Source organism: Sorangium sp. So ce131, assembly GCF_051519095.1.
GTDB lineage: Bacteria > Myxococcota_A > Polyangia > Polyangiales > Polyangiaceae > Sorangium.
In genome coordinates, this window is sequence record NZ_CP150455.1 from 1,336,519 (window position 1) to 1,360,260 (window position 23,742).

The following is a 23,742-nucleotide window of genomic DNA, read 5'->3' on the forward strand; positions in this document are numbered from 1 at the left end:
AGCTACTTCTGCATGATCGGGCGCACCTCGACGGCGCCTCCGGTCTCGAGGATCGGGCAGCCCATCGAGATCTCGACCGCATGCGCGAGATCCTTGGCGTGGACGAGCAAGTAGCCGCCGACGAGGTCCTTGGCCTCGGCGAACGGCCCGTCGACGACCGTCCTCTGCCTGCCCTGAACGACCTTGCCTGTGGGCTCGAGCGGGTTGCCGGGCTGCTTCACGTGCCCCTTCTCGCTGAGCTCCTTGATCCACACGACCCAGCGCTGCATGTGCTGCTGCATCTCGGCCGGGGAGCTGAGCCGATCGCCGCCGCGGAAGAGGTACAAAAATTCACTCATGGTGCTTCTCCTGTCGGTGTGTTGGTCGGTGCGTGCGGCACACGTCGGATGATCCACCCCCCGGGACGCCCGCGCGGGCGCCCGAGAGGGGTGGAGCACCACGTTGGTGCCCGGGTGCTTCGACCTGCCGACGTTCGAGGGGGTCCGCGCCGGACATTTTTCTTTCGCACCGCGGACAGCGCCGCCCGCGCCGCCGGGCGGCCCGTGGGCGGGGTAGGGGAGGAGGAGACCGAAGCGAGCTGGAGGTGTCAAGCCGGCGCCGCCGCCGGTCGCCGTCGCGCCCGCGTGCTGGTGTCCGCCATGGCGCCGCCACCCGCTCGGCGCGCGCTTTCCCACGAGAGCCCGCTTGTTCTCGGCCCTTCGCGCCCTGGCGCGCGATCTGCGAGGGGCGCCGCATGGGAGACGCCGACATCACCTTGCGCCACATCGCTCGCCGATGTCCGGGAGACCTGATCGACGCGGTCTACCAGCGCACGGTGGCCGAGCTGCGCGCGCGAGGCAGCGTGTTCTGGCTGGTGTTCGCCCCGCTCGCCCGGGACGCGACCCTGGCCGCCATGCGGGAAGTCCTCGCGGAGATCCACGCGAGGGCTGCGAATTACGAGGAGCGGGTCGATCTGATCACGGCATTTTTGGAGATAGCGTCCGTCGATCCCTGGGAGCACAATCTGAGAAAGGAGCTGACGAGGATGCTGACACGAGAGATGGAGATGGAGATGATCCGGAGCCTGCCGGGCATCGAGAAGATCGCCGTCGAGGCCTTCCGGGAGGAGCTAGCTAGTAAAAGCGGTCAAGCGGGAGGATGTGATGCAAGAGGCCATGGAGGATGTGATGCAAGAGGCCAAGCAGAAGGCGCTTCTGGAGCTGCTCGGGCACCTCTTTGCGCGGCGGGTCGGGCGCCGGCCGACGGCCGATGAGGAGCGCTTGATGGTGGAGCGCGCGCTGACGGCCGGCGCGGGCGAGGTCGAGGACGCCTTGCTCGATCTGGAGGGCGAGGCGCTGGTGCGCTGGCTGGCCGAGCCGGCGCGCCGGTGACGAGCTCCCGGAGACGGCAGAAAGCCGATCGCTACGACGCCCTGGCGGGCAGGACGCCGGGCACCCGGGCGGCCGGCGTCCCAGGGCTCCTCAGAAGAGGCCGCTCCCCGTCATGCGCCGCCGCGCGCGGGGCGCAGCGCGAGCGGCGCGGTGCCGGTGAGCAGCCCCGCCGCGAGCGCGAGCACGCCGCCGAAGCCGACGCAGGCGCAGCCGAGGGCGCCGGTCAGGGCGGCGACGCCGCAGGCCGAGGCCCACGAGGCCCCGAGCCGGTCGGCGCGGCGCAGCGCCCGGGAGAGCAGCACGCCGGCGGCGAAGCCGCCCGCGAGGCACGCAGGGACGCAGATCGAGACGCAGCCCTCCGGGGTGCACAGGTGGCCGTACAGGCGCGCCGTGTGCGCCATGGCGAACGGCACGAGCCCCGCCGCGACGCCCGGGAGCACGCCCCGCTCGAGGTGCCGCCCTCGCCACGAGAGCAGCGCCGCGACGACGTAGAGCGCGGCGCCGATGAGCGCGGTCGTGAGCGGGCGGTCGCTCATCAGCGCGGCCACGACCACCACCGCGACGGTCGGGGCCGCCGCCCACGCGGCATGGCGCGCCCGGCCGCGCTCGTAGGCCCGGTAGGCCCGGTGCTTCAAGCCGGCGAGCGACTCAGGTTCCATAAATCCTCCTCCACGCCTCCCGGAGGCGGGCAAATGCGCGCTCGCGGCGCTTGCGGAACGCCGCGCCCGACACCGACGGATCGCGGTCGCCCTCCATCACGGTCGACAGCAACGTCGCGCGGTCGGCCTCGGCCAGCGAGCCGAGCACCTCGCGCGCCGCGTCGTCCAGATCCCGCGCGATCGCCGCGTCCTCCGGCGTGGGCAGGTCGGCGGGGATCGCCCCGGCGTGCTCGTCGGGCGCCTCCCTGGAGCGGGCGCGCCGGCGGCGCGCGGTGCGGCACTCCCACGCGGCGATGGCGAGCGCCCACGTGAGCGCGTCCGCGGCGGGATCGAAGGTGCTGGCGCGATCGAAGATCTTGAGGAGCGCCTGCTGCGCGGCGTCCTCGGCGTCCGCGCAGCCCCGGAGCATGCGGCGGCAGAACGCGCTCACCGCCGGCCAGAGCGCGGCGTAGACCGGCTCGAACGCGGCGCGATCGCCGTCAGCGAGGCGTCTCATCGACTCGTTGAGCAGCGATCGCGCGCGGGGTTCCAAGCGGGCCGGTCCTCAGCCGCAGGGGCAGTCCGAGCAGGGACACGGGGCGCAGGGACAGCCGCCGGCGAGCTGCGTGCCAGCATAAGCCGCCGCAGGGATTCCGAGGACGGCCGCGATCAGGGTCACCTTGAGCCAACGACGCATCATGGGAGGTCTCCTTACCAGCCGGGGGTCTCGCCGGCCTTCCTCCGCTCTAGGCGCGAGCCCGGGGGAGCGTGACACCTGCGGCGATCGAAATCCGTCTTCCGCCCGCTGCCCTGCCAGGGCAGGCTGACTGAGCCGTAAGGCAGGCACAGAGAGCGCAAGGCAGGCAGAGAGAGAGCTGGACGAGCATGAGGATCCTGGTCACAGGCAGCGCTGGACACCTCGGCGAGGCGCTGGTCCGCACCCTGCGGCACATGAGCCACGAGGTCGTCGGGCTCGACATCCTGGCGTCGCCGTTCACGGACCAGGTCGGGTCGATCGTCGACCGCGCGCACGTGAGGCGGTGCATGGAGGGCGTGGACGCCGTCCTCCACACGGCGACCCTCCACAAACCCCATGTCGCCACGCACAGCCGGCAGGCCTTCGTCGACACGAACGTCACGGGGACGCTGAACCTGCTCGAGGAGGCCACCTCGGCCCGCGTCCGCTGCTTCATCTTCACGAGCACGACCAGCGCCTTCGGCGTGGCGCTCACGCCGCCCGCCGGAGCGCCCGCGGCGTGGGTGACCGAGGACGTCGCGCCCGTCCCGAAGAACATCTACGGCGTGACGAAGACCGCGGCGGAGGACCTCTGCGCGCTGTTCCACCGCGCCCGCGGGCTCCCGTGCCTCGTCCTCCGGACGGCGCGCTTCTTCCCGGAAGAGGACGACAGCAAGGCGACGCGCGAGGCGTACGACGACGGCAACGTCAAGGCGAACGAGTACCTGCACCGGCGCGTGGACCTCGAGGACGTCGTGAGCGCCCACCTGCTCGCCGTCGAGCGGGCGCCCTCGCTCGGCTTCGGCCGGTACATCCTCAGCGCGACCACGCCGTTCTCGCCGGAGGACCTGCCCGGCCTGCGCGCGGACGCGCCCCTCGTGGTGAAGCGGCGGTTCCCCGACTACGAGGCGGAATACGCCCGCCGCGGCTGGAAGATGTTCCCCAGCATCGACCGGGTGTACGTCAACGAGCGGGCGCGGAAGGAGCTCGGCTGGCGCCCACGGTACGACTTCAGGTACGTGCTCGATCGCCTGATCGCCGGGGAGGACCCGCGCAGCCCGCTGGCGCGCGCCGTCGGATCGAAGGGATACCACGACCACAAGTTCGCGGAGGGGCCCTTCCCGGTGGAGTGAGCTGGCCCGGCTATCTCTCGCCGACGATCGACATGGTCAGGTGAACCCGCTCCCGCAGGCCGCAGTTGATCGCCGTGTGGGGCCTCGTCGTGTCGAGCGCGTACAGGGAGCCGTCGGCGGGCAGGTGGAAGAGCGCGCCTTCCTCGAACAGGATGTAGGCGTGCGGGTTCGTCTCGATCGGGATGTGCGCCCGTTTGCACGAATCGATGTGCATCTGGTAGACGGAAAGCGGCGGCAGCACGATCAGCCTGACACGGCCGACGCGGTAGGGGATGGACTGATAGACCTCGTAAAAGTACGTGTCCTTCAGATTCGCATTGAACTCGGAGAATTCGGCTTCCTCGTACAGCCGCTCGCCGGTCTCGAGGTTGAACTGGCCGTTGTTGCCGTCGTAGAGCGGGTCCGGCGCGGAGGGCCTGTGGGTCAGGGAGAGGCAACGGAGCACGGATTTCCCCCGCGACACGGGCACGATCGGGTGGCGATCGATCAGGCGCCGGTATGCGTCTGCCAGCCGCGCGGCGTCGAACTTGATCGCGTGTACGATCTCCAGAGGCGATCCGTGCATGCCTTCCTTCGTCGCGCCGCTGCTCATCGGGACCTCACACCGCGCGCGGCTTCTCCGCGAGGAGTCGCTCGCAATCCTTGAGGTAGCTCAGCTTCGAGTAGAACGTCTCCTCGAAAGGGATCCCTGCACGTCCGAGCTCCTGCTTCACGAACTGGTAAATCCGGCCGAGCTCCTCCATGACCATGCGGGGCTGCCCAATCGTCCGCGTCCCCATGTACTCGATCTCGCACTGCGACAGCGGCGGGCAGGTGGGATCATCGATACGGCAGCGGTCGAACATCACCGAGAAGTGGTTCCCTGTCTCCAGGGACTCGAAGTCGACGTCGTACCGGACCCGGTTGAAGGGAGGGTGCTTCTTGTACGAGATCTGCGGGTAGTTCGCCGCGAGGTAGTCCTCGAAGGTGCCCGGGAGCACGACGTTCTTCTTCGAGAGCTCGATCCGCCGCAGGCTGTCCTCGGCGTATATCTTCTGCTTGACGATGTACTTGTCGTCGGGACAAGGAATGAAGGCGATGTACCCCCGCTGCGAGGCCGGCTCCAGGCTCTCGTAGATCAGGTTGTCGAACTCCCACGTCATGAACTGCGTCATCCAGTGGATGACGTGCCCCTCGAGGCCGCCCGAGCGAACGGTGTCGAAGAAATCAGCGGCGATCCGCCAGATATCCGCGCCGGGATCGATGTTGAGCTTGTATTCGATCTCCTCGCCGGCAGCGAATTTCTTGAGGAACGGGTTGTGATTGTTGTGGTTGTTGAGGACCAGCCTGTGAGCGTGGTGGTTCTCGAGCGCGCGCCGGGTGAGATCGAGCACGGATTCTCGGCCATCGAGGAGCACCGGCGGGCCCTCGGGGTTCGAGTTCAAGAAGAGGACCTTGTCGTCGTCGAACGACACCGCGCTGTAGGTGAAGAGCCGTCCGTCGCGCCTGACGATCAAGAAAAGCGGCGCGAGGTCTGCCGTCTTCCCGAGGCGCTCCGCCAGCGTCCGCCCGATCCGGACGGATGACAGCGCGCTCCGGCACGGCAGGTCGCCGCTCGTCGCGGCGCCGGCGCCGGCGCCGGCGGGGATGACCTCGTAGTGGACGGGCGCCTCGTCGATCCGGAGGATCGCCGTGTTGAACCCGAGCGCGAAGCCTCCGCCGCGGGAGGGGCGGAGCGCGACGAGCGCCTCGCCCAGCGCGCGCGGCGGGCGGTTGCGCCATTCGACGGGGCAAAGGATCAGGACGGCGTCGCTCGTATCGAGCGGAGCCCAGGCGCTCACAGATCGACCGCCTGTCCGTCGCGGTACATCGACAGGGCACCCGGGACGATGGCGACGGGCACCTTCGCCTCCCTGGCGATGATGGCCAGGTGGCAGAGCATGGGCCCCGCCTCGAAGATGAAGCCCTTCACCTTGTCCACGACCACGCTCAGCGCCGTGTAGGGGAACTTGGAGACGACGACCGTGTCGGGGGCCGCCTCCACGGCCTCGATGAGGCCGGCGATCTCCGCGTTGCTCTCGAGCGTCGGGAGGTGGCCCGCGACGTTGAGCGTTGGTCCCGAGGAGATGTACTCCAGCTTCGCGAGATCGCTCATGCAGAGCGCGGTGCCGCAGATCCGGCCGGGGCTCAGGAAGCGGACGCCGAGCCCGTCCGTGCTCGCGCCCTCCGCGGTGACGCTCTCCGGTGTATTGTCCACGAATACGGGCCGGCGATCGAGGATGGTCCACTCCAGCATGTTGCGCCCGAACTCGGCCTGGACCTTCCGCGTGAACCCGGCGATCTCGAGGAGCGCGGCCTCCGGCACCGGCTCCGTCTCCGCGCCGGGGTTGCCCTCGAAGAGCTTGAAGCAGCAATTCTCGTCGTCGAAATCGTAATAACGGTCGCCTGCGCTGCCGGCGCTCAGCTGCTGGACGTGCCCGCGGTCCACGTCCACCAGGACCGTCTGCGTGTCCACGAAGCCCCGGTTGATCCCGATGAGGCTGCCCCTGCACACCTCGACGATCACGCAGCCCTCGGGGCCGACGGCCGAGACGGCCGAATGCCTCCCGGACGCGAACTCGCGAATGATGAGCGGGACGCCGCCTGGAGCGCCGGAGATCAACGCCTGGAGGGTGTCGCCCAGCGCCGCCCGCTTCGAATAGAAGGAGCGCAGGTAGGGGCCGACGTCGATGGTCAGGAGCGGCGTCTTCAACCTGCAGAGGGGACCCTGCGCGCCGAGGTCGTGCCCCGACAGACCTCGCCGGTCCACGATGACGACGCTCGCCCCGTAGATGGCGATGCCTTCTTTCTCAGCGTAGTCGCGGATGGGCTTCCGTTTCCTGATGCTGTGATCGAAGATGGCGCGGACGTCGCCGAGCTCGTCGCGCGGGATGGCCGCGGCGTCGCGGTAGAGGTCGAAGACCTTGCACAGGGGCTCCCGCCGCTCGGCGCCCGGCGAGCCGTCGAGCGCCGTGATGGGCCTGGCCTGCAGGACGCAGAGGCTCTCGCCGTCGTACGCCCACTCGTACTCGATCTGGCCGCCGAGGCGCTCTTGCAGGGAGAGCGTCGTCTCGACGAGCTCCTTCGCTCGGCCTGCCGGCAGATCATTGTCGCTGATGACGAATCCTCCGAGCGACGGATCCTTCTGGAACGCGAGGAACGACTTCGGCGCGACGCGCCCCGATTCCACGCCGTCCGTCCCCGCGTCCGTGTACTCGACGTAGATCCCTCGCGTGACCCCGTGAGGCTGCCGGGAGAATGCAACGCCCGAGCAGGTCGACCGGACGTACCGCTGCAGGATGAGCCCCGGGAGCGGCTCCAGATCAAAGGCCCCGATCCTGAGCCGATGAGCGAGCGCCGGGAGCGAGAACGCGGAGGACCAGCATTTCACCACCGCCTCGAGCAGCCTTTCGAAGCTGGACAGGTCCCCGATGCTCTCGTAAATCCCGGCGCCGGAGCTCGTCGTCAGGTCCTCGAACGAGGTGGAGGAGCGCGCGATGAGGCGGTGCTTCCAGCCGCGGGAGAGCAGGGCGGCGACCTGCTCGAGCTCTGCCCGGATCTCCGCGGGGATCTCGATGCGGTCGAGCTCCCGCTGGATCTCGCGTTGCAATCGGTTCAGCTGGTATCCGCCGTTCGAGCGCAAGAGCCGCAAGAGCCCTCGGATCGCCTCCTGCGCCGGCTCGGGCAGCGATCGGGCGAACGCGCTGCTCTCGAGGCACGCGGCCTCCGGCACGCGGACGACGTCCGCGATCCGCGACAGGCCATGAAACTTGTTGCCGACCCTCTCCTTATCTGGAGCGTCGAGGCCCCTGATGTATGCGCAGCGAGAGAGCAGATCGAACGGGGTCGTGCTTGGCATGTCCGCCTCTGGTTCTGCTTCGCGGAGGCACCCTCCAGGCGACAGGTGGAATTTCTGGTGCCCCGTGTCGCAAGCAAGCTAGCAAACTCGACTTCCGCTCGGCAATCGTTTTTGCCGCATGCGCAGGGGGGGCCGCCGCGGCCGCCAGCGCCGCGCTGTCCATGCGAGCGCCTCCGCTGGTGCCGCGCGCGAGACAGGCAGAGCCACCCGGGCCCGCGCGCTGCGCGCACGGCGGGGCGGCGTTATGAGGCGCCCGTCACCGCAGCATCACGACCCGTCCCGCCGCGTTCGTCTCGGTCTCGTAGAGGTAGATCGTGTTGGCCGCGGCGTCGTACGTCATCGCCCGGTCCTCCGCGGAGCCCAGCGTGCTGAGGACGCCGAGCTCCAGCGGCGTGCCGCCCGGATCGGCCACGACCCGCACGTCGCCGACGGCATCCCGGAAGTAGAGGTAACTCGCGGCGGTCGTGTCGTCGACGACCACCGAGGTGTTGGTGGCGGAGATATCGCCCTCTGCGATGTGCACCGGCGGCGCGGCCATGTCGGCCCGATCGAGGCGGTAGATCCCTGGACGGCCCGCGTGGGAGGCGGCGATGTAGAGATGCCGCGCGTCCGCGGCCATGCCCGCGACGCCGCTCAGCGCCGGGACGGACCCGAGCAGCTGCGCGGGCCCGGGCTCCGCGGGCGAGCGGGCGAAGAAGTAGGCCGGCGTGGTGTCGTTGCCCCGGGTGGGATAGAGCAGATCCGTGCCGTCGAAGGTGAGCGCGTAGGACGGGGACGAGCCCGGGTAGGCAGGCGAGGTGTCCCACGTCGTCGGCGCCCAGGTCCCCGCGGCCTCGTCGAAGATCCGGAAGATCCGGCTCGATGTGGCGCTGTTCGTCTGATCGACGCTGAACAGCGCCCCGTTCGCGAACTGGATGTCGTATCCCATGTGCGCCGAGGTGATGCCGTTCGAGGCTCCGACCTCGAGGGCGGTCACGCCGACGGACTTCTGAAAGGAGAAGACCTTCGCGGCGGTCGCGAGGAAGACGTGCGTCGCGCTCGTCGTCATGCCCCAGCTCCCCGCGGCGGAGGACGGGAAGGCGACGCCGAGGTCGCTCGACGCCGCGCCCACCCCGGCGTAGGGCAGGTCGGTGAAGCTCACGCACGGGCCGGCGGGCGAGGCGGGGATGGCCGCGTAGAACACCTGACCCACGGTCGAGCGGCTCGCGATCGGCCGCTCCGTGACGTCGGGCGAGCACCCGATCATCTGCCCTGTGTCGCTGAAGAGCGCGACCGGGCCCGCCGCGTCGGCCGAGAGGACAACGACGCCGCTGGTCGCGGCATGGCTGTACCAGTGGACCGCTCCGCTCACGGGCAAGCAGGGCGGGACGTCGCCGCGGACCTTCGAGCTCGGGGCCAGCGGACAGCCCGGGAACGGCTCGGCGGTCTGCATGCTCTCCCCGGGCCCGGGGGTGGTCACCTCGCAGCGCTCATCGCAGTTCGCCTCGCCATCGCACGCCTCGCTGCCCTCCTGGACCCCGTCGCCGCACACCGTGGCGCGGATCCGGACGGTATACGCGGGGCGGGGCGCGCGGCCTGCGTCGGCGATCTCCACGTAATAGGTGCCCGCGGGCAGCGCGGAGGCGCGCGGATCAGCCCAGCCGTCGATCCTCGCGCAGCGCCCGGCGCCGCTCGTCGCGCCGCGGGTCAGGACCGTCACGCCGTCGCCGTCGTAGAGGGTGATGGCCGCGGTCGGCGAGCAGGAGCCCGGATCCGCGCCGTTGAACGCCTCGACGAAGACGTCCCCCGCGGTGGGCAGCGTGAACGCGTAGACATCCACCTCCCCGTCCGGGGAGATGCTCCCGCAGGCCATCGCCCCGACCGGCACCGGGCCGCTGGCGGCCGAGGGCTCGTTGTTCGGCTCGGCCTCGGGGATGCAGCAGAGGCTCGGCGCGCCCGAGCAGACGAAGCCGGTCTCGATCTGGCAGCCGCTGCTGCAGCCGTCTCCGCTCGCCGCGTCGCCGTCGTCGCACCCCTCGTGGTCGAGGATGACGCCGTCTCCGCACCGCGCGGCGCACGCGCTCGGCTCGCCGGTGCAGTCGTACCCCGGCTCGGGCGCGCACGCGGCGCTGCAGCCGTCGCCGTCGCTCGTGTTGCCGTCGTCGCAGGCCTCGTCGCTGGCGAGCGCGCCGTCGCCGCAGGAGGACGCGCACGCGCTCGGCTCGCCGGTGCAGTCGTACCCCGGCTCGGGCGCGCACGCGGCGCTGCAGCCGTCGCCGTCGCTCGTGTCGCCGTCGTCGCAGGCCTCCCCGCCCGCGAGGAGCCCGTCCCCGCAGACGGCCGCGCAGTCGCTCGGCGCGCCGGTGCACTCGTAGCCTGGCTCGACGCTGCACGCGGCGCTGCAGCCGTCGCCGTCGCTCGTGTTGCCGTCGTCGCACGCCTCGGCGTTCGCGAGCGCGCCGTCCCCGCAGGCGCTGTCGTCACCGCCGGAGCCCGTGCCGCCCACGCCGTCCGGCGGGACGGCCCCGGAGGCGCCGCCGCCCCCGCAGCCGGCCGCCACGCTGGCCCCGAGGGCAATGGCTCCGATCAGGCGTGTCGTTTGCGGCATGAGTGCGTCGCTTCTCCGAGGGAGCAGCAGAATCAAAATTGCCTCGAAATGTCAAGTAATATCGCCGCCCGGATGCCCGGATCATGGGGTGTACGAGGCAGGTCCGCGTGGAGCGGCGCGCGAGGCGAGCTGTGCCGTTCTTTCTGTGTTCTGCGACGCGCGGCGCGGCGCGGCGGCGCGGCGGCGGGAGAGCCGCGTCAGTGCGGCGGGTTGGACAGCTGGAGCAGCACGACGCCGAGGGCGACGCAGGCGAGCCCCGCGACGCGGACCGGCGGCATGGGCTGGCGGAAGTAGAACGTGCCCACGAGCGCGATGATCGAGATGCCCACGCCGGACCAGACGGCGTAGACAACGCTGATGTCCAGCTTCTGCATCACCAGGGAAAGGCAATAGAAGGCGGAGAGGTATCCGACGCATACGGCCACGGAGGGCCAGAGGCGGGTGAACCCCTCCGCCGGCTTCAGACAGGAGGTCGCCATCACCTCCGCCACGATCGCGACCGCCAGCAGCAGCCAGTGCTTCATCGAGACATCCTCTGTGGGGACCAGGGTGTTGAGCGGCCCGCCGTCAGCGCGAGCCCGGGCCTGTCCACGCGCCGGAGCGTACGCGATGAGGGCAACGCAGGCCAGGCGCGCTCGGCGACGCCGGGGGGAAGCGGGCATTCAGGGGAGCGAGCTGAACATTCCGTAACGCTGCACGAGGTCCGGGCGTGCGCCCGCGCCCTGGGCCGGCCGAGCCGCGCGGCCCCGCCTCAACGGCCCGCCACGGAGCGCACCAGCTCGAACATCGCCGTCGCGCCGCGCTCCAGCGCCTCCGCGGAGATGCGCTCGTCCCGGCCGTGGACGCGCTCGGTGTCGGCCCTCGTGAGGTGGATCGGCATGAATCCGTAGCAGGTGATCCCCTTGCTGCGGAATGCATTGCAGTCCGTGAACCCGCCGATGATGTTCGGGGTGACGCGGGCGCCCGGGTCGCGGCGCTGGGCCAGGTCGCCGATGGCGCGGAAGAGCGCCGTGTCGATGGGCGAAGCGTGCGCTCTCCACGACAGGATCGGCTGGACGGACACCGAGGGCTCGTTCAGGACCCTCTTGATCTCGGCGATCACGGCCTCCGGGTCCTGACCGGGGAGCAAGCGCAGATCCGCGACCGCCGACGCCTGGGACGGGACCACGTTCTCGTTCGCGCTGCCGGACAGCATCGTGATCGAGATCGTGTTGCGGACCAGCACCCGGTTCATCGGGTCGCTCAGGAACTCCTCGCGAAAGGCGGGCTGCTGCAGGGACCTCTCGAGGTCCTCGAACGCCGCCCGCCGCCCTTCGGGCATGGCCGCGGCGCGGGCCGTGAAGAGCGCCTGCACCTCCGGCACCACCGTGAGGGGGAACTCGTGCCGCTCCAGCCGGGCCAGCGCGCGGATGAGGCGGCGCGTGGACGAGTCGCCCTTCGGCGAGCTGCCGTGTCCGGGCGGCCCCTCCGCGACGATCCTCAGCCAGAGAGGGGCCTTCTGCGCGAACTCCACGGTGTAGAGGAGCTTCTTGTCGGGTAGCTCCAGGATGGCGCCGCCCTCGTTCAGGACGAGCTCGACGTCGCGCAGGAGGTCGAGGCGCTTCTCGACCAGGTAGCGGGCGCCGTGCGCGCCGCCCGCCTCCTCGTCCGCGACCGCCACGAGGACGACGTCCCGGGCGAGCGGCGCGGCGAGCCGCTTGAGGAGCGCGAAGGACAGGAGCTCGATGATCCCAGGACCCTTGTTGTCCAGGGCGCCGCGCCCCCAGATCGCCCCGTCGCGGAGCACGCCGTCGAACGGCGGCGCCTGCCAGTCGCTCGCGGTCGCCGCGACGACATCCATGTGGTGCGCGAGCGCGATCGCCTTCTTGCTGCCGTCGCCGGGCAGGCGCGCGACGAGGTTGGCCCGGCCGGGGGCCGACTCGACGGTGGTGGACTCGATGCCTTCCTGGTCGAGGAAGGACCTCAGAAACCGCGCCGCGGCCGCCTCGTTCCCCGGCGGATTCGTGGTGTCGATCCGCAGGTAACGGCGCAGCAGGCACACGGCCTCGCCCCGGATCGCCTGGCCGTCCAGGGATGTCGCCCGGGGACAAGGCGGCTCCGCGATCGCCGCCGGCGCGGCCGGCGGCTCCCCGGGGGGCGCGGGAGCGGGCGCCGGGCCGGGGGCCGCGTGGGGCGCGCCGCCCCCGGAGCACGCCGCGAGGCAGCAGCAGAACGCCCACAGCGCGAGGCTGGTGACGCTGAGGGTGGATGTTCGGCGGCGGGCGAGGGCCCGGGGAGGGGAGGGAGCCGGGGACGCAGCCATGGCGGGCTGCCGGAGCATCTCACGGGCCGCGGCGTCCCAACAACGGCTCAGTTGCACATCAGCTTCTTCACCTCGTCCGTCCCCTTCGGGCCGGCGAGCGCGGCGGAGGCCAGCTTCTGCGCCTTCGGCGCCCTGGCGCAATCGTCAGGCTGGTTGGGCGCCTGTTCCAGCAAGGACTCGATCTGCTCCGTGGGACCCTTCGCGTACTTCTTGATGCAGCGGAGCGGCGCGCCGTCATGGAGGTAGTAACGGCGTTGCGTGACGCTGGTCGTCGTCGCCGGCTTGTCCGGCGTCCCTCTCGTCCCGTCGAAGGACCAGCCTCCGTCGCCGTACAGCACGAAGACGAGCTTGCCCTGGTCGTAGTAGAACTGGTACGTCATCTCGCCGTGCCCCGCGTCGGCGGCCGCGATCTCCGCCTTCTGGAGCGCGCCGTCCGCCTGATAGAGCCGGAGCTCGCCGCGGCCCTCGCCGCCGGCGCACTCGAAGCGGTGATCGCTTCGCTTGAGGTCCTTGCGGGACTGGATCTCCTGATACCTGGCCCTGATCTTCTCGATCCGCGGATCGTCCGGGCCGTCCTGGGCTCCCTGAGGTTTTCCGTCGCTGGTCGGCGCTGCCGGGGATGTGGTGGCGGGCGTCGAGCCGCCGGACGCCGGAGCGACGGCCTGGGGCGTGGTCGCGCTGGACGACGGAGCTCGGGTGGCGTCCGCAGGCGTCGAGGCGGCCCTCGACGACGAGCTGGAAGAGGGGGAGTTGCACCCGCTTCCGACGGCGACCAGGCAGGCGATGCAGGCGATAGAAGACCGGATCATGAGGGTTCTCGCGCTTTCAGGATGGACTCGCGGCGGGTTCGCCGAACGGTAGCACGCATCAACGAAAGGGAAGAGAAACCGCAAGGGCGCGAGGGGCGCAAGGGGAAGACAAAGATCATCTCGTCTCTGGACCCTTGCGCCCTTGCGGTTTCTCTCTCTCCCCCATTCCTTGCTCCTGTAGCCGAACGTGCGGCCGCGCGGCGCGGCGAGGAAACGAGGGGGGCCGGTTGGGCGCAGAGCGGTTGTCTGTACAGGCGGGGCGCGCCATGGATCCATCCGGCGCCCCGGCCAGCGCGGGCACCTCGGCGCGCTGCTGCTGCCCGTCCGTCTATCCCGGCGGGGCGCCGCGTCCGCGGATCAACGGGAGGTACACCTCCTCGACGATCTCCACGAGCACGCTGTCGGCCACGTTCGGCGCGCCGCGCGTGATGAACTCGTTGCGCAGCAGCACGACGGCCACCGTCGCGACGCGGGGGTGCAGGGCCTCGGGCCTCACCTCGCCGCGCGCGACCGCGCGGCCGAGGATCGACCGGTACGCGCAGATCGCCGACCGGTTCCCCGAGCTCATCCGCGCCTTCGTCGCCCGGGGCAAAGCGCAGGGCAAGCCCGTCGCGATCACCGAGTTCGGCTGCGCGACGTACAGAGGCGCGGCCGACGCCGGCCCGCGCGGCGGCGAGATCGTCGTCTGGGACCAGGCGACCGCGACGCCGCTCGGGCTGAACGGCGAGTACGTGCGCGACGAGGCCGAGCAGGCGACGACCTTGCGCGAGCTGCTCGAGATCTTCGACGCCGAGGGCGTCGACGCCGCGTTCGTGCACGTGTTCGCCAGCTACGCCCTGCCGCACGACCCGGACGATCCGCGCCGCGACCTCGACCTGGCCAGCACCGGCGTCGTGAAGGTGCTCGCGGACGGCACCTGGGAGCCCAAAGAGGCGTTCTCGGTGCTCGCCGACTACTTCAGCCGGGGGAGGCCGACCAAGCAGGCTTCATGACAAGGCAGATCGGACCGATCGAGGGGGGTCAGAAGATCCAGATCTCGCACCTCAGCGGGCCGGTGCAGCAGTACATGCAGCTGCCTGGATCGCAGCTCGGGACGCACTCGTAGGGTGAGGCGTCGGGCTACCGCGACATCATGAGCTCCGGGGGCGCGGGCTCCGGCGCTCCGTCCTTCGTGGGCCGCGGGATCGCCCTCGGCGGCGGGGGCGCGGGCGGCGGGGCCACCCACGACTCCCGCAGCCGCGACGCCGCCGGCGGCGCCGGCAGCGGCGCCGGCGCCGGCGGCGGCAGCGCGGTCAGCGGCCCCGGCGCCTCGTGCAGCTCGACCGCGCTGAGCTGCCGCTCGCTCCCGTCCCCGGACAGCGTGGTCTCCGTGGCGGCCGCGTAGGCCTCGGCTTGCTCGAGGACCCGCACGAAGTTCCCGCCCAGCAGGCTGAGGATGTCCCCGTCCGAGTAGCCGCGACGGACGAGCTCCAGCGCGATGTTCGGCAGCCCGTCGATGCCGGCGAGCCGGTCCTGGGGCGCCTCGATCCCGCCGAAGCTGGAGCCGACTCCGACATGGTCGATCCCCGCGATCTTCACCGCGCGGTCGATATGGTCCACGACGCGCGCGAGCGGCAGCGGCGCCGCCGGCCCCTCCAGGGCCCTGAGCTTCTCGATCTCCTCGCGGAGCGCCCTCGGATCGCCCTGGAGCTTCTCGCCGAGCTCCTTGAGCTGCGCCCCGTGCTTCTGCACGAAGCGCTCGGACTGCTCCGCGTACGCCTCGTCCAGGAAGAGCGCCCAGGAGTTCACCATCACGATGCCGCGGTTCTCCGCGACCGCGCGCAGCATGTAGTCGTCGAGCTCGCGGCGACGGTGGCCGGCGGCGGGCATCGAGGACGAGGTGATGACCGGCGCCTTGGCCACCTTCATGACGGCCTTGAACGTGCTGTCCGACGCGTGCGAGAGGTCGACCAGCATGCCGATCCGCTGCATCTCGCGGACCACGGCCTCCCCGAAGGGCGCGAGGCCGCGGTGGCGGGCGTACGCGGGCTCGAGGGCGCCTCCCGCGGAGTCCGCCCAGTCGTTCGTGGTCGTATGCGTGAGCGTCATGGAGCGGACGCCGAGGCGGTAGAACGAGCGCAGCGCCGGCAGGGAGTTCTCGATGGCGTGCCCGCCCTCGACGCCGATCAGCACGGCGATCTTGCCTTCCCGCTTGGCGCGGCGCACGTCCGTGGCGCTGCGCGCGAGCACCAGCGTCGCGCGGTTGCGCTCGATCTGCCGGTGGGTCGCGTCGATGAGATCGAGCGCGCGGCGCGCGGCGCTGCCGACGAGCGGCGAGGGCGCCTGCGGGGAGGGCGCGCCGACGTGGATCGAGAAGAACGCGCCGGCGACGCCCGCCGCCTTGATCCTGTCGAGCTCCGCCGCCGTCGGTTCGTGGCCAGGGCTCAGCCGATCGAACGCGCCGCCGAGGAGCAGCGAGGGCACGGCGCTGTGGCCGTCCACGAGGAGCGCCTTGGCTTGCAGCCGCGCGGCCCGCTGCTCCGGCGACGCGCGTCGCGCCGGGCTCTCCTCCACGACCACGACGTCGGGCGCGCCGTCTGGCCACGGGTTGACCTCGTCGAAGCCCGACGCGAAGACATCGGGCGACTCGGCGGGCGCGCGGGGAGGAACGCAGGCCGCGTGCGCCGCGGCGGCGAGGAGCGCGAGGTACAAGGGCGTTCGCATGACTGAATCGTATCATGCGGACTCGGCGTGAGGAGGGCCCGCGCGTCGGCCGGACCGCGCCCCGGAGAGGCGCGCCAGCAGCGCCGACGGACGCCGGCGCGGAGGAGGGGTATGGCGAGGTCCGCCGCCGCGTCGCCGCGCGCGCGGCGCGAGTGCGTCGAGGTAGGCGAGGGTCGCCTCAGGCGGGGTGCTGATAGCGGTGCTCCTGCGTGAGCCCGCCATAACCGTAGGCGCTGGCGCGCAGGTCCGCGACGTGCACGTAGGAGTGCTCCGCCACGTCGCCCAAGATCTCGCGCATCGCCTCGTGGACCGCCTTCAGGTAGGCCGCCTTCTCGGCCTTGGTGTTGGTCTCGTCGGTGATGCTCACCATCCAGTGGTAAGAGCGCGCACCCTCGTGCGACAGCGCGCGCCCCGCGACGAACCAGCGCGAGGGCTCGATGAAGTCGATCACCACCGCGGTGAGCGACGGGTCCTTGCGCAAGATCCGCGACGTCAGCTCGCTCGCGACGGCGGCGGTCCGCCGCGCCAGGGCGTCGTCGCCGCGGCCGGAGATCTGGACGTGAATGTAGGGCATGGCGTCTCCTTTCGAATTGACGACCTCACTCTGGATCGCCACCATTCGGCAGAGAAGCAGAATAATTCTAACCGATTCGGCAGAAACGCTGATGAATCACCTCGAGCCGCTCTGGCTTCAGAGCTTCGTCGCCATCGCCGCGACCGGCGCCGTCGCGCGCGCGGCCCAGCGGGTGCACCGCACGCCCTCGGCCGTCAGCACGCACCTGCAAAAGCTCGAGGCGGCGGTCGGCGCGCGCCTCGTCGAGCGCACCACCCGCTCGCTGCGCCTGACCGCGCAGGGCGAGCGCTTCCTGCCCTTCGCCGAGCGCCTGCTCGAGCTGCAGGAGGCGGCCCAGGCCGCGGTGAAGCCCGCGCCGCAGCAGGGCGTGTGGCGCGTCGGGATCAGCGAGTACTTCCTTCCTCACCGGCTGCAGGCGCTGCTCGCCTTGCTGGAGCGTGAGGCGGCCGGCGCGCGGCTCGAGCTCTCGTGGGCGAGCTCGGCGGAGCTCCAGCGGCGATGGCAGGCCGGCGACGCGGACGTGGTCGTCGTGACCGCCAGCGAGCCGCTGCCCGACGCGCGCCTGCTGCGCCGCGAGCCGCTCGCCTGGGTGGTGGGCGGCGGCTTTCGCCCGCCGTCCGAGGGCGCCGTCCCGCTGGTCCTGCTCGGGTCGGACTGCCCCGTGCGCGCGATGGCGCTCGGCGCGCTCGCGCGCAGCGGCCGCGCCCACGCGCTGCGGCTCACCTGCAGCGGCAGCCAGGCGGCGGTCGCCGCGGTGCGCGCGGGCTGGGGGGTGGGCTGCCTCAACGCCTCGGCCGTGCCGCCCGACCTCGTGAACCTGGCGCAGCAGGACGCGCGGCGCTGGCGCTCCCCCGGGCGGCTCTCGTTCTACGGGCTGGCGCGGCCCGCGTTCCAGCGCCTCCTGGGCGCGCTCGCGGCCTGGACCAAGGCGGCCTGACGCCTCGCAGGCCGATCGTCCTCGGCGGCCTGGCGGCGCCTCGTCGTCGCCGGCCAACGGTCGAATCGCGGCGCTCTTAGAGAGTGTGATGTCTCCCCCCAGTCTCAATTACAGTCCAGGCTATTTATTGGCGTGCTCCTTGACGTTTCCGTCCTTGGCGCTTATCTGAAGCTTGCGCATGGTTCTTGGGATGCCTGCAACCTTGCGTTGCTTCCATCGGGCCGGCAGTTGGTTCGCTTGCGGTGAACAACGCATGGGCTCTGTGGGGACAGGGCTGCTCGTGGGACTTGTGTCCCTGCTCGCGGCGTCGTGCTCGCCAGAGGGGCCCGAGCACCCCGAGAATGTGGTGGTCATCGGGGCTCTCCTGCCCTTCTCCGGCAGCGAGTCGGCCATCGGCCGCAACCTGGAGCAAGCCATGCTGCTCGCGGTCGACGACCTGAACGCCGCAGGCGGGCTCGACGGGCGGCCGTTCGCCATCGTGAGCCGAGACAGCCACTCGAGCTCGAAGCGCGGGCTCGAGCAGCTGCTCCAGCTGCTTTACGCGGATCAGGTCCACTACCTGGTAGGGCCCGAGGAGAACGATCTCGCCCGTGAGATCGCGCCGGAGGTGAGGGAGCTCGACGTGTTTCACATGTTGCCGGGCTACGCCGCGCCCTCCGTCGCGCGCATCGAGGCGAAGGGGGGCTGGATGCGGCTCGCCCCGTCGCCGTTCGCCGTCGGTTGCGCGCTGGCGAAACACGCCGTTCGCGAGGGCGTCGACGCCGTGAACAGCCTGGCCGCGCGGGACGACTACAGCGCCAACGTCAGCAGCGAGTTCACGACCCTCTTCGCGGCGCTCGGGGGCAAAGTCTTCCCCTCCGTGACGTTCACGTCGGGACAGCAGTCGTACACGAACAGGATCACGTCCGCCTTCGCGTGGGACGCCGAGCGCACGCTCTTGTCCGCCTATCCCGCCGCCGCCTCGACCATCGTGACCGAGTGGACCCTCTCCGGACGCCCGGGCGCCTGGCTCCTCGGCCCCGCGCTGCGCACCGAGGTGTTCCTCGCCAACATCCCTCCAGGATCCCTCGATGGATACCGCGGGGTCTCGCCTTCGCTCAGCCTGCGGAGCGAGTGCCGTACCCTGGACGATGCCGAGGGGACGGCCTCCTGCACGACCGAGAACGCCGCCGCGTTCAGCGACTACTTCTCCAGCCGGTGGAGCGGCGAGACGCCGTTCCCCGCAGCCCACTTCTATTACGACGGCGTCGTCCTCATCGCGATGGGCCTCGCGTTCGCCCAGGCGACGCGCGGGGCGACGCCTACCTCCGGGTACGAGCTGCAGCGGGTCATCCGCGAGCTCAACAGCCCTGGCCACGACGTCGCCTCGTGGCGGGACCTGAAGACGGCGATGGCCAAGCTCCGCGAGGGGATCCCTCTCCGGTACGTCGGGGCGGCCGCCGAATACGAGTTCGACGGCTACGGGGCGAGCAGGCACCATTTCATGCAGCAGTGGACCATCGACGGCGACACCTTCGTCGATCTCGATCCTGTCGCCGTCACATGTTACGTCGGCAATTGATCTCCCGGAGAGCTCTTCAGCGTCTCGCACCGGTGCGAGGACACCGAGACGCAGAGACGCAACCAAAATCTCCCCCTGTACTTTGCGCCTTTGCGTTGAAATCTCCCCTCTCCCGCCGCGAGCCCTGGCAAGCGCGCGCCGTCACGCGCCCTTGAGGCTCTGCGCGATGATCTGCCGCAGCTCTTCCTCGACGAACCGCTGCTTCGACAGCACCGCCCGCACGCCGAGCGCGCGCAGCACGTCCACGTTCTGGTCGCTCGCCGCGGTCGTCAGCACCACGACCGGGACCCGCGCGAGCGCCGGCGACCGCCGGAGCTCCGCCACCATCTCCAGGCCGCTCATGTAGGGCATCTCGAGGTCCGTCAGGACGACGTCCGGCGGCGCCGCCCGCGCCCGCGCGAGCCCCTCTCGGCCGTCGCTCGCCTCCTCCACGCGCAGGCCGAGCGCCCGCAGGATGCCCGAGAGCAGCTCCCGCGCCACGGGCGCGTCCTCCACGACCAGCGCGAGCGGCTCGCGCTGCTCCTCGGCGGCCGCGGAGGCCGCCTCCCAGGGCGCCTGCCGGGCCGCCGCGAAGAGCCGCTCCACGTCGAGCAGCAGCATCGCCTCGCCGTCCGCCGTCGGCGCCACGCCGCGCACGAGCGGCGACGTGAACGGCATCTCCTCCGAGCGCACCAGCGAGACCAGCCGCGGGTTCTCGTAGGCGTCCACGCTCACCGCGAACAGGCCCGCCGCGTGGTGCAGCACGAGCGCCGCGTCCCCCGGCGCCGGCCGGCCCGCGTCGCCGAGCACGGCCCCGAGCGAGAACAGCGGGACGAGCTCGATCCGGGGGTCGCCCGCGAGCCGCACCCGCTGCCCGTCCGGCCCCGAGAGCACCTCCTCGAGCTCTACCACCGAGTGCACCGCGTGCGTCGGCACCGCGCAGCGGAAGCGCCCGCTCGAGATGGGGACCACCTCCTCGCCGTGGAGGTTCTTCGGCACCACGAGCAGGAGCGTCGTCCCGAGCCCGGGCTGCGAGTCGACCCGGACCTGCCCGCCCAGCGCGCCGACCTCCCGCGCCACGACGTCCAGCCCGACGCCGCGGCCCGAGATCGCGCCGACGCTGCGGCTCGTCGTGAGCCCGTGCGCGAACAGGTACGGGATCAGCTCGGCGTCGTCGAGCGACGCGGCGTCCGGCACCGACGGCGCCAGCACCTCGCGCAGGCGCGCGAAGTCCACGCCCCCGCCATCATCCTTCACCTCGACGCGCACGGCGGCGTCGGTCTGCACCACCGTCACCGACACCGTCGCGCGCGCGGGCTTGCCGCGGCGCGCGCGCACCTCCGGCGGCTCGACGCCGTGGTCGACCGCGTTGCGCACCAGGTGGAGCAGCGCCGGCTCGAGGCGGCGCTCCACCTGGGCGTCGAGCAGCCCCGTCCCCTCGACCCGCACCTCGACGTCCTTGCCGAGCATGCGCGCCGCGCTCCGGGCGGCGAGCGACACCTGGTTCAGGAGGCGCTCGGTGCGCACGACCGTCGCCCGGCGGACGACCTCGTCGAGCTCCCCGAGCGCGCGCCCGACCGCGAAGTCGTTGCTCGACCAGTCCGCCCGGACCGCCCCGAGCGCGCGCTCGATCTCGGCGCCGTAGCCGAGCGTCTTCGTGATCCGCTCGGCCAGCCGCTCCGGCGCCCCGCCCGGATCGATCTCCACGAGCAGCGCGCGCAGCATGCGCTGCGCCTCCCGGAGCCGGCGCTGGAGCGCCTCCCGCTCGCCGTGGAGCCGCCCGAGCTCGTGGACCAGCGCCCCGACGGCGGCCGCGTCGAGCACCGCGGGCGCGGGCTGCTCCGGCCGCGGCGGCGCGACCGTCTCCAGCGCGCCCCTCGCCGGCGGCGCGGCCGGCGGCGAGGCCTCCTCCGCGCCGCCCTCGCCGCGCCGCGCGCGGAGCTCCTCGCGCGCGGCGCGGAGCGTCGCCTTCACGCCGTCGAGCTCGGGCGCGGCCTCCTCGCCGGCGCCCGCCGACAGGAGCCCGAGCGCCTCCAGCGCGCCGAGCACGCTGTCGCCGGTGAGCTGCGTCGGGGGCCCGCCGCGCCGCGCGGCGTCGATGACGTCCTCGGCGAGCTCGGCCAGCTCGCCGCACGCCGCGAGCTCCAGCATGTGCGCCTCGCCCTTCAGCGTGTGCAGGAGCCGGCGCAGCACCGGGAGGCCCTCGGCCTGGCCCTGCTCGTAGCCGAGCCAGAGATCCGTCGCCTCGGCCACGCGGTCCGGCATCGCCCGGTGGAAGGCGGCGACGAGGTCAGCCCGGCTCCTCATCCTCGCCCGCCCCGGAGAGGGCCGCCTCGCCGCGGGCGCGCCGCGCCGCGGCCTCCCTGACCCGGAAGGCCCGCGCCGCCGCCTTGAGCTCGTGCGACAGCTGGAGCAGCGACTCGGCGGCCCGCGTCGCGTCCGCGCTGCTCGTCAGCGTGTCGTTCACCGCGCCGACGATGTCCACGATCGCCGTCTTCACCCGCGCCGTCCCCTCGCGCTGGTGGTCCACCGCGTCCGAGATCTTCGCCGCGGCCGCCGCGGTGTCGCGGGCCAGCTTGATCCCGTCCTCGGTCGCGAGCACCGACGCGTGGGACGCGGCGTGCATGTCCGCCACGAGCTTCCGGATGTCGCGCACCGAGTCCATCACGTGCTCGGACAGCCGGCGCATCTCCGCCGCCACCAGCGAGAACCCGCGGCCCACCTCGCCGGCCTTCGTCCCCTCCAGCGCGGCGTTCAGCGCGAGCAGGTCCGACTTGTCGGCGATGCTCTGGATCAGCGACAGGATCTCGCCGATGCGGCCCGAGTGGGCGCTGACGAGGCGCGTCTGCTCCGCCGTGCGCTGGACGCTGACGAGGCTCTGCTGCGCCATCGCGCGCACGGTCGCCGCGTCCCTGGCGATGTGATCCGCGCTCGCGGTGAGGGCCTCCACGGTGCGCCGGATCTCCTCCAGGGCGGCGTTCTGCTGGCCCGCGGTCGTCTCCCGCTCGCGCACGGACGAGAACATGCCCGCGGCGGCCGACGCGACCTCCGACGAGGTGTCGCCGATCCGCGACGCGAGCGCCTCGAGGCTCGCCACCATCGCCCGGAACGCGGCGAACAGCTCCCCGTCGCCGCTGATCTTGCAGGTGAAGTCGCCCGCCGCGACGCGCGCCGCCGTCTCCTGGAGCTCGCGCAGCTGGGCGTTCATCCGCTCGAACGCGCTCGCCATGTCCCCGAGCTCGTCGCCCGTGATCTTCAGCGACAGCCGCGCCGAGACGTCGCCGCGCGCGATGCGGTCCGCCGCCTCCTTGATGTGCGCCATCGAGCGCGTCATGCGCGCCGAGACGACCCAGGCGAGGCCGAGGCCGAGCGCCATGATCCCCGCCGACTGGAGCGCGATGGTCCGGCGCGAGTCGGCGCGGCGCTCGGCGATCCGGTCGCTGCGCAGCCCGACGGCGAGCGTGCCGAGCCGGCGCTCGCCGCTGCGCGACGTGATCGGCGCCTCGCTGGCGACGACGCTGGCGTCGCCCCCGCGGCCGACGGCCTGGGCGCTGTCGGGCGCCTGCGCCGCTCCAGGCGTCTGCGCCGCCCCTATCGAGGCGACGCGGGCCCCCCGCTCGTCGTACACGGCGACCCAGCTCACCAGCGGATCCGTCATCGCGGCGCGCAGGGTGTCCGGGAAGGTCTCCGGCGGCTGCTCGAGGTCCATGGCCACGCCGATCGGCTCCTTCAGCATCGTGGCCAGGACCTCGGCGCGCTCGCGCAGCTCGGCCTCGCTCGCCCGCGCGGTGCGGGCGGGGATCAGCCAGAGATCCAGCGCCGACAGCACGATCGCCACCGACGCGACCAGGGCGGCGATCTTCCAGCGGATGGAGCGGACGTTGAGCATGGGCGAGGATCGAGGGACGGCGGCCGAGGCCTCGAGGGCCTCAGTCGACGATGCGGGCGAGCCGGAGCAGCTGCGGATCGAAGCGGAGGCCGACGGCGTTGGCGTGCTTCACGTTGAGCAGGATCTCGGGCCTCTCGCGGGCGAGCCCGACGGCGATGGCGCAGCCGCGCTTCGCGTCGTCGCCGTCGCCGCACACGACGATGCGGACCACGTTCCCCTCGCGCGCCGGGATCTCCGGGATGATCGAGGGCAGCCCGCGCGCCACGTAGACCACCTCGGCCCCGCTGGTACGCAGCGCCTCCTGCAGCTTGGCCTTGTCGCTGTACGTCACGCGCACGACGGTCGCCTGCCGCTTGGCCACGGTGGTCTTCGCGGCCAGCTTCGAGAGCACGGCCGCCATCGCGTTCGCGTCCTCCGCGCTCTCGCCCGACGCCTCGCCGACGACCGCGAGCACGGCCGCGCCCGTCCGGCCCGCGAAGCCGCTCTCGTAGCCGAGCGACCGCAGGAGGATGGCGCCCCGCAGATCGTAGGGGACCGCGGGCGCAGCGAGGCCGTCGTCGCTCGAGGCGGTGAGGATCGAGAGGACCGCGGCGAGCCGGATCGCGGCGCCCGGAGGCACCTTGCTTCGCTGGCCAGCCTGGCCCACG

20 protein-coding genes and 2 pseudogenes are annotated in these 23,742 nt (G+C 71.9%); 5 read left to right on the forward strand and 17 right to left on the reverse strand.

Annotation, left to right across the window (positions count from 1 at the left end; translation table 11 throughout):
• Positions 1 to 2: 2 nt before the first annotated feature.
• Positions 3 to 338 carry a YciI family protein gene (locus tag WMF43_RS04860; protein ID WP_437677766.1) on the reverse strand — a complete coding sequence of 112 codons (336 nt, stop codon included), beginning with the start codon at positions 336 to 338 and terminating at the stop codon, positions 3 to 5.
• 395 nt (positions 339 to 733) lie between these two features.
• Here WMF43_RS04860 and WMF43_RS04865 point away from each other — a divergent pair, with 395 nt between their 5' ends.
• Complete coding sequence (locus WMF43_RS04865; protein ID WP_437677768.1) at positions 734 to 1,252, forward strand: hypothetical protein; 519 nt, start codon at positions 734 to 736, stop codon at positions 1,250 to 1,252.
• Positions 1,253 to 1,480: 228 nt separating this feature from the next.
• Here WMF43_RS04865 and WMF43_RS04870 read toward each other — a convergent pair whose 3' ends face one another.
• From WMF43_RS04870 to WMF43_RS04880, 3 genes are read right to left on the reverse strand one after another with little or no spacing between them, the layout of a single operon-like run.
• Positions 1,481 to 2,029, reverse strand: coding sequence for a hypothetical protein (locus tag WMF43_RS04870; protein ID WP_437677769.1), 549 nt, complete (start codon positions 2,027 to 2,029; stop codon positions 1,481 to 1,483).
• Positions 2,019 to 2,525 carry an RNA polymerase sigma factor gene (locus WMF43_RS04875; protein ID WP_437677771.1) on the reverse strand — a complete coding sequence of 169 codons (507 nt, stop codon included), beginning with the start codon at positions 2,523 to 2,525 and terminating at the stop codon, positions 2,019 to 2,021. The genes WMF43_RS04870 and WMF43_RS04875 overlap by 11 nt, the downstream gene beginning before the upstream one ends.
• A gap of 48 nt (positions 2,526 to 2,573) precedes the next feature.
• Complete coding sequence (locus WMF43_RS04880; RefSeq protein ID WP_267898756.1) at positions 2,574 to 2,708, reverse strand: hypothetical protein; 135 nt, start codon at positions 2,706 to 2,708, stop codon at positions 2,574 to 2,576.
• A 185-nt stretch (positions 2,709 to 2,893) separates the two neighbouring features.
• Here WMF43_RS04880 and WMF43_RS04885 point away from each other — a divergent pair, with 185 nt between their 5' ends.
• Entirely contained in the window at positions 2,894 to 3,877 is a 984-nt protein-coding gene (locus tag WMF43_RS04885; RefSeq protein ID WP_437677773.1) for an NAD-dependent epimerase/dehydratase family protein, read from the forward strand.
• A gap of 10 nt (positions 3,878 to 3,887) precedes the next feature.
• Here the strand turns inward: WMF43_RS04885 and WMF43_RS04890 are convergent, their stop codons facing one another.
• From WMF43_RS04890 to WMF43_RS04925, 8 genes and pseudogenes are all read right to left on the reverse strand, one after another.
• Positions 3,888 to 4,469, reverse strand: coding sequence for a hypothetical protein (locus tag WMF43_RS04890; RefSeq protein WP_437677775.1), 582 nt, complete (start codon positions 4,467 to 4,469; stop codon positions 3,888 to 3,890).
• Positions 4,470 to 4,476: 7 nt separating this feature from the next.
• Entirely contained in the window at positions 4,477 to 5,697 is a 1,221-nt protein-coding gene (locus tag WMF43_RS04895; protein ID WP_437677777.1) for a hypothetical protein, read from the reverse strand.
• On the reverse strand, positions 5,694 to 7,754 hold the full coding sequence (locus WMF43_RS04900; RefSeq protein WP_437677778.1) for a PEP/pyruvate-binding domain-containing protein: 2,061 nt from the start codon (positions 7,752 to 7,754) through the stop codon (positions 5,694 to 5,696). Before WMF43_RS04900 ends, WMF43_RS04895 begins: the two co-directional genes overlap by 4 nt.
• A 256-nt stretch (positions 7,755 to 8,010) precedes the next feature.
• The gene (locus tag WMF43_RS04905; RefSeq protein ID WP_437677779.1) at positions 8,011 to 10,341 is read right to left on the reverse strand and encodes a DUF4215 domain-containing protein; all 2,331 of its coding nucleotides are present in this window, start codon (positions 10,339 to 10,341) and stop codon (positions 8,011 to 8,013) included.
• 197 nt (positions 10,342 to 10,538) lie between these two features.
• Positions 10,539 to 10,865, reverse strand: a complete 327-nt coding sequence (locus tag WMF43_RS04910; RefSeq protein ID WP_437677781.1) for a DMT family transporter — start codon at positions 10,863 to 10,865, stop codon at positions 10,539 to 10,541.
• Positions 10,866 to 11,092: 227 nt separating this feature from the next.
• Positions 11,093 to 12,643, reverse strand: a complete 1,551-nt coding sequence (locus WMF43_RS04915; RefSeq protein ID WP_437677782.1) for a M20/M25/M40 family metallo-hydrolase — start codon at positions 12,641 to 12,643, stop codon at positions 11,093 to 11,095.
• 47 nt (positions 12,644 to 12,690) lie between these two features.
• Positions 12,691 to 13,452 (reverse strand): hypothetical protein, encoded by a 762-nt coding sequence (locus WMF43_RS04920; protein ID WP_437677784.1) that lies wholly within the window; start codon positions 13,450 to 13,452, stop codon positions 12,691 to 12,693.
• Positions 13,453 to 13,780: 328 nt separating this feature from the next.
• Positions 13,781 to 13,978: pseudogene (locus tag WMF43_RS04925) on the reverse strand (TetR family transcriptional regulator); the annotation flags it as partial.
• Between the two features lie 4 nt (positions 13,979 to 13,982).
• On the opposite strand from WMF43_RS04925, the pseudogene WMF43_RS04930 reads away from it, so the two are divergent.
• Positions 13,983 to 14,444 (forward strand): annotated as a pseudogene (locus WMF43_RS04930) (hypothetical protein); the annotation flags it as partial.
• A 127-nt stretch (positions 14,445 to 14,571) separates the two neighbouring features.
• On the opposite strand, the gene WMF43_RS04935 reads toward WMF43_RS04930, so the two are convergent.
• Together WMF43_RS04935 and WMF43_RS04940 are read right to left on the reverse strand one after the other, a co-directional pair.
• Positions 14,572 to 16,155, reverse strand: coding sequence for a dipeptidase (locus WMF43_RS04935; protein WP_437677786.1), 1,584 nt, complete (start codon positions 16,153 to 16,155; stop codon positions 14,572 to 14,574).
• Positions 16,156 to 16,333: 178 nt separating this feature from the next.
• Positions 16,334 to 16,729, reverse strand: coding sequence for a tautomerase family protein (locus tag WMF43_RS04940; protein WP_437677788.1), 396 nt, complete (start codon positions 16,727 to 16,729; stop codon positions 16,334 to 16,336).
• Between the two features lie 91 nt (positions 16,730 to 16,820).
• Here WMF43_RS04940 and WMF43_RS04945 point away from each other — a divergent pair, with 91 nt between their 5' ends.
• Positions 16,821 to 17,666 (forward strand): LysR family transcriptional regulator, encoded by an 846-nt coding sequence (locus WMF43_RS04945; protein WP_437677790.1) that lies wholly within the window; start codon positions 16,821 to 16,823, stop codon positions 17,664 to 17,666.
• Positions 17,667 to 17,946: 280 nt separating this feature from the next.
• A complete protein-coding gene (locus tag WMF43_RS04950) occupies positions 17,947 to 19,227 on the forward strand; it encodes an ABC transporter substrate-binding protein (protein ID WP_437677791.1) in 1,281 nt (426 codons plus the stop codon).
• Between the two features lie 141 nt (positions 19,228 to 19,368).
• On the opposite strand, the gene WMF43_RS04955 is transcribed toward WMF43_RS04950, so the two are convergent.
• The 3 genes from WMF43_RS04955 to WMF43_RS04965 are packed head-to-tail and all read right to left on the reverse strand — an operon-like array spanning position 19,369 to position 23,741.
• Entirely contained in the window at positions 19,369 to 21,513 is a 2,145-nt protein-coding gene (locus tag WMF43_RS04955; RefSeq protein ID WP_437677793.1) for a hybrid sensor histidine kinase/response regulator, read from the reverse strand.
• A complete protein-coding gene (locus WMF43_RS04960) occupies positions 21,497 to 23,095 on the reverse strand; it encodes a methyl-accepting chemotaxis protein (RefSeq protein WP_437677795.1) in 1,599 nt (532 codons plus the stop codon). Before WMF43_RS04960 ends, WMF43_RS04955 begins: the two co-directional genes overlap by 17 nt.
• Before the next feature lie 40 nt (positions 23,096 to 23,135).
• The gene (locus tag WMF43_RS04965; protein ID WP_437677797.1) at positions 23,136 to 23,741 is read right to left on the reverse strand and encodes a YfiR family protein; all 606 of its coding nucleotides are present in this window, start codon (positions 23,739 to 23,741) and stop codon (positions 23,136 to 23,138) included.
• Position 23,742: the final 1 nt, after the last annotated feature.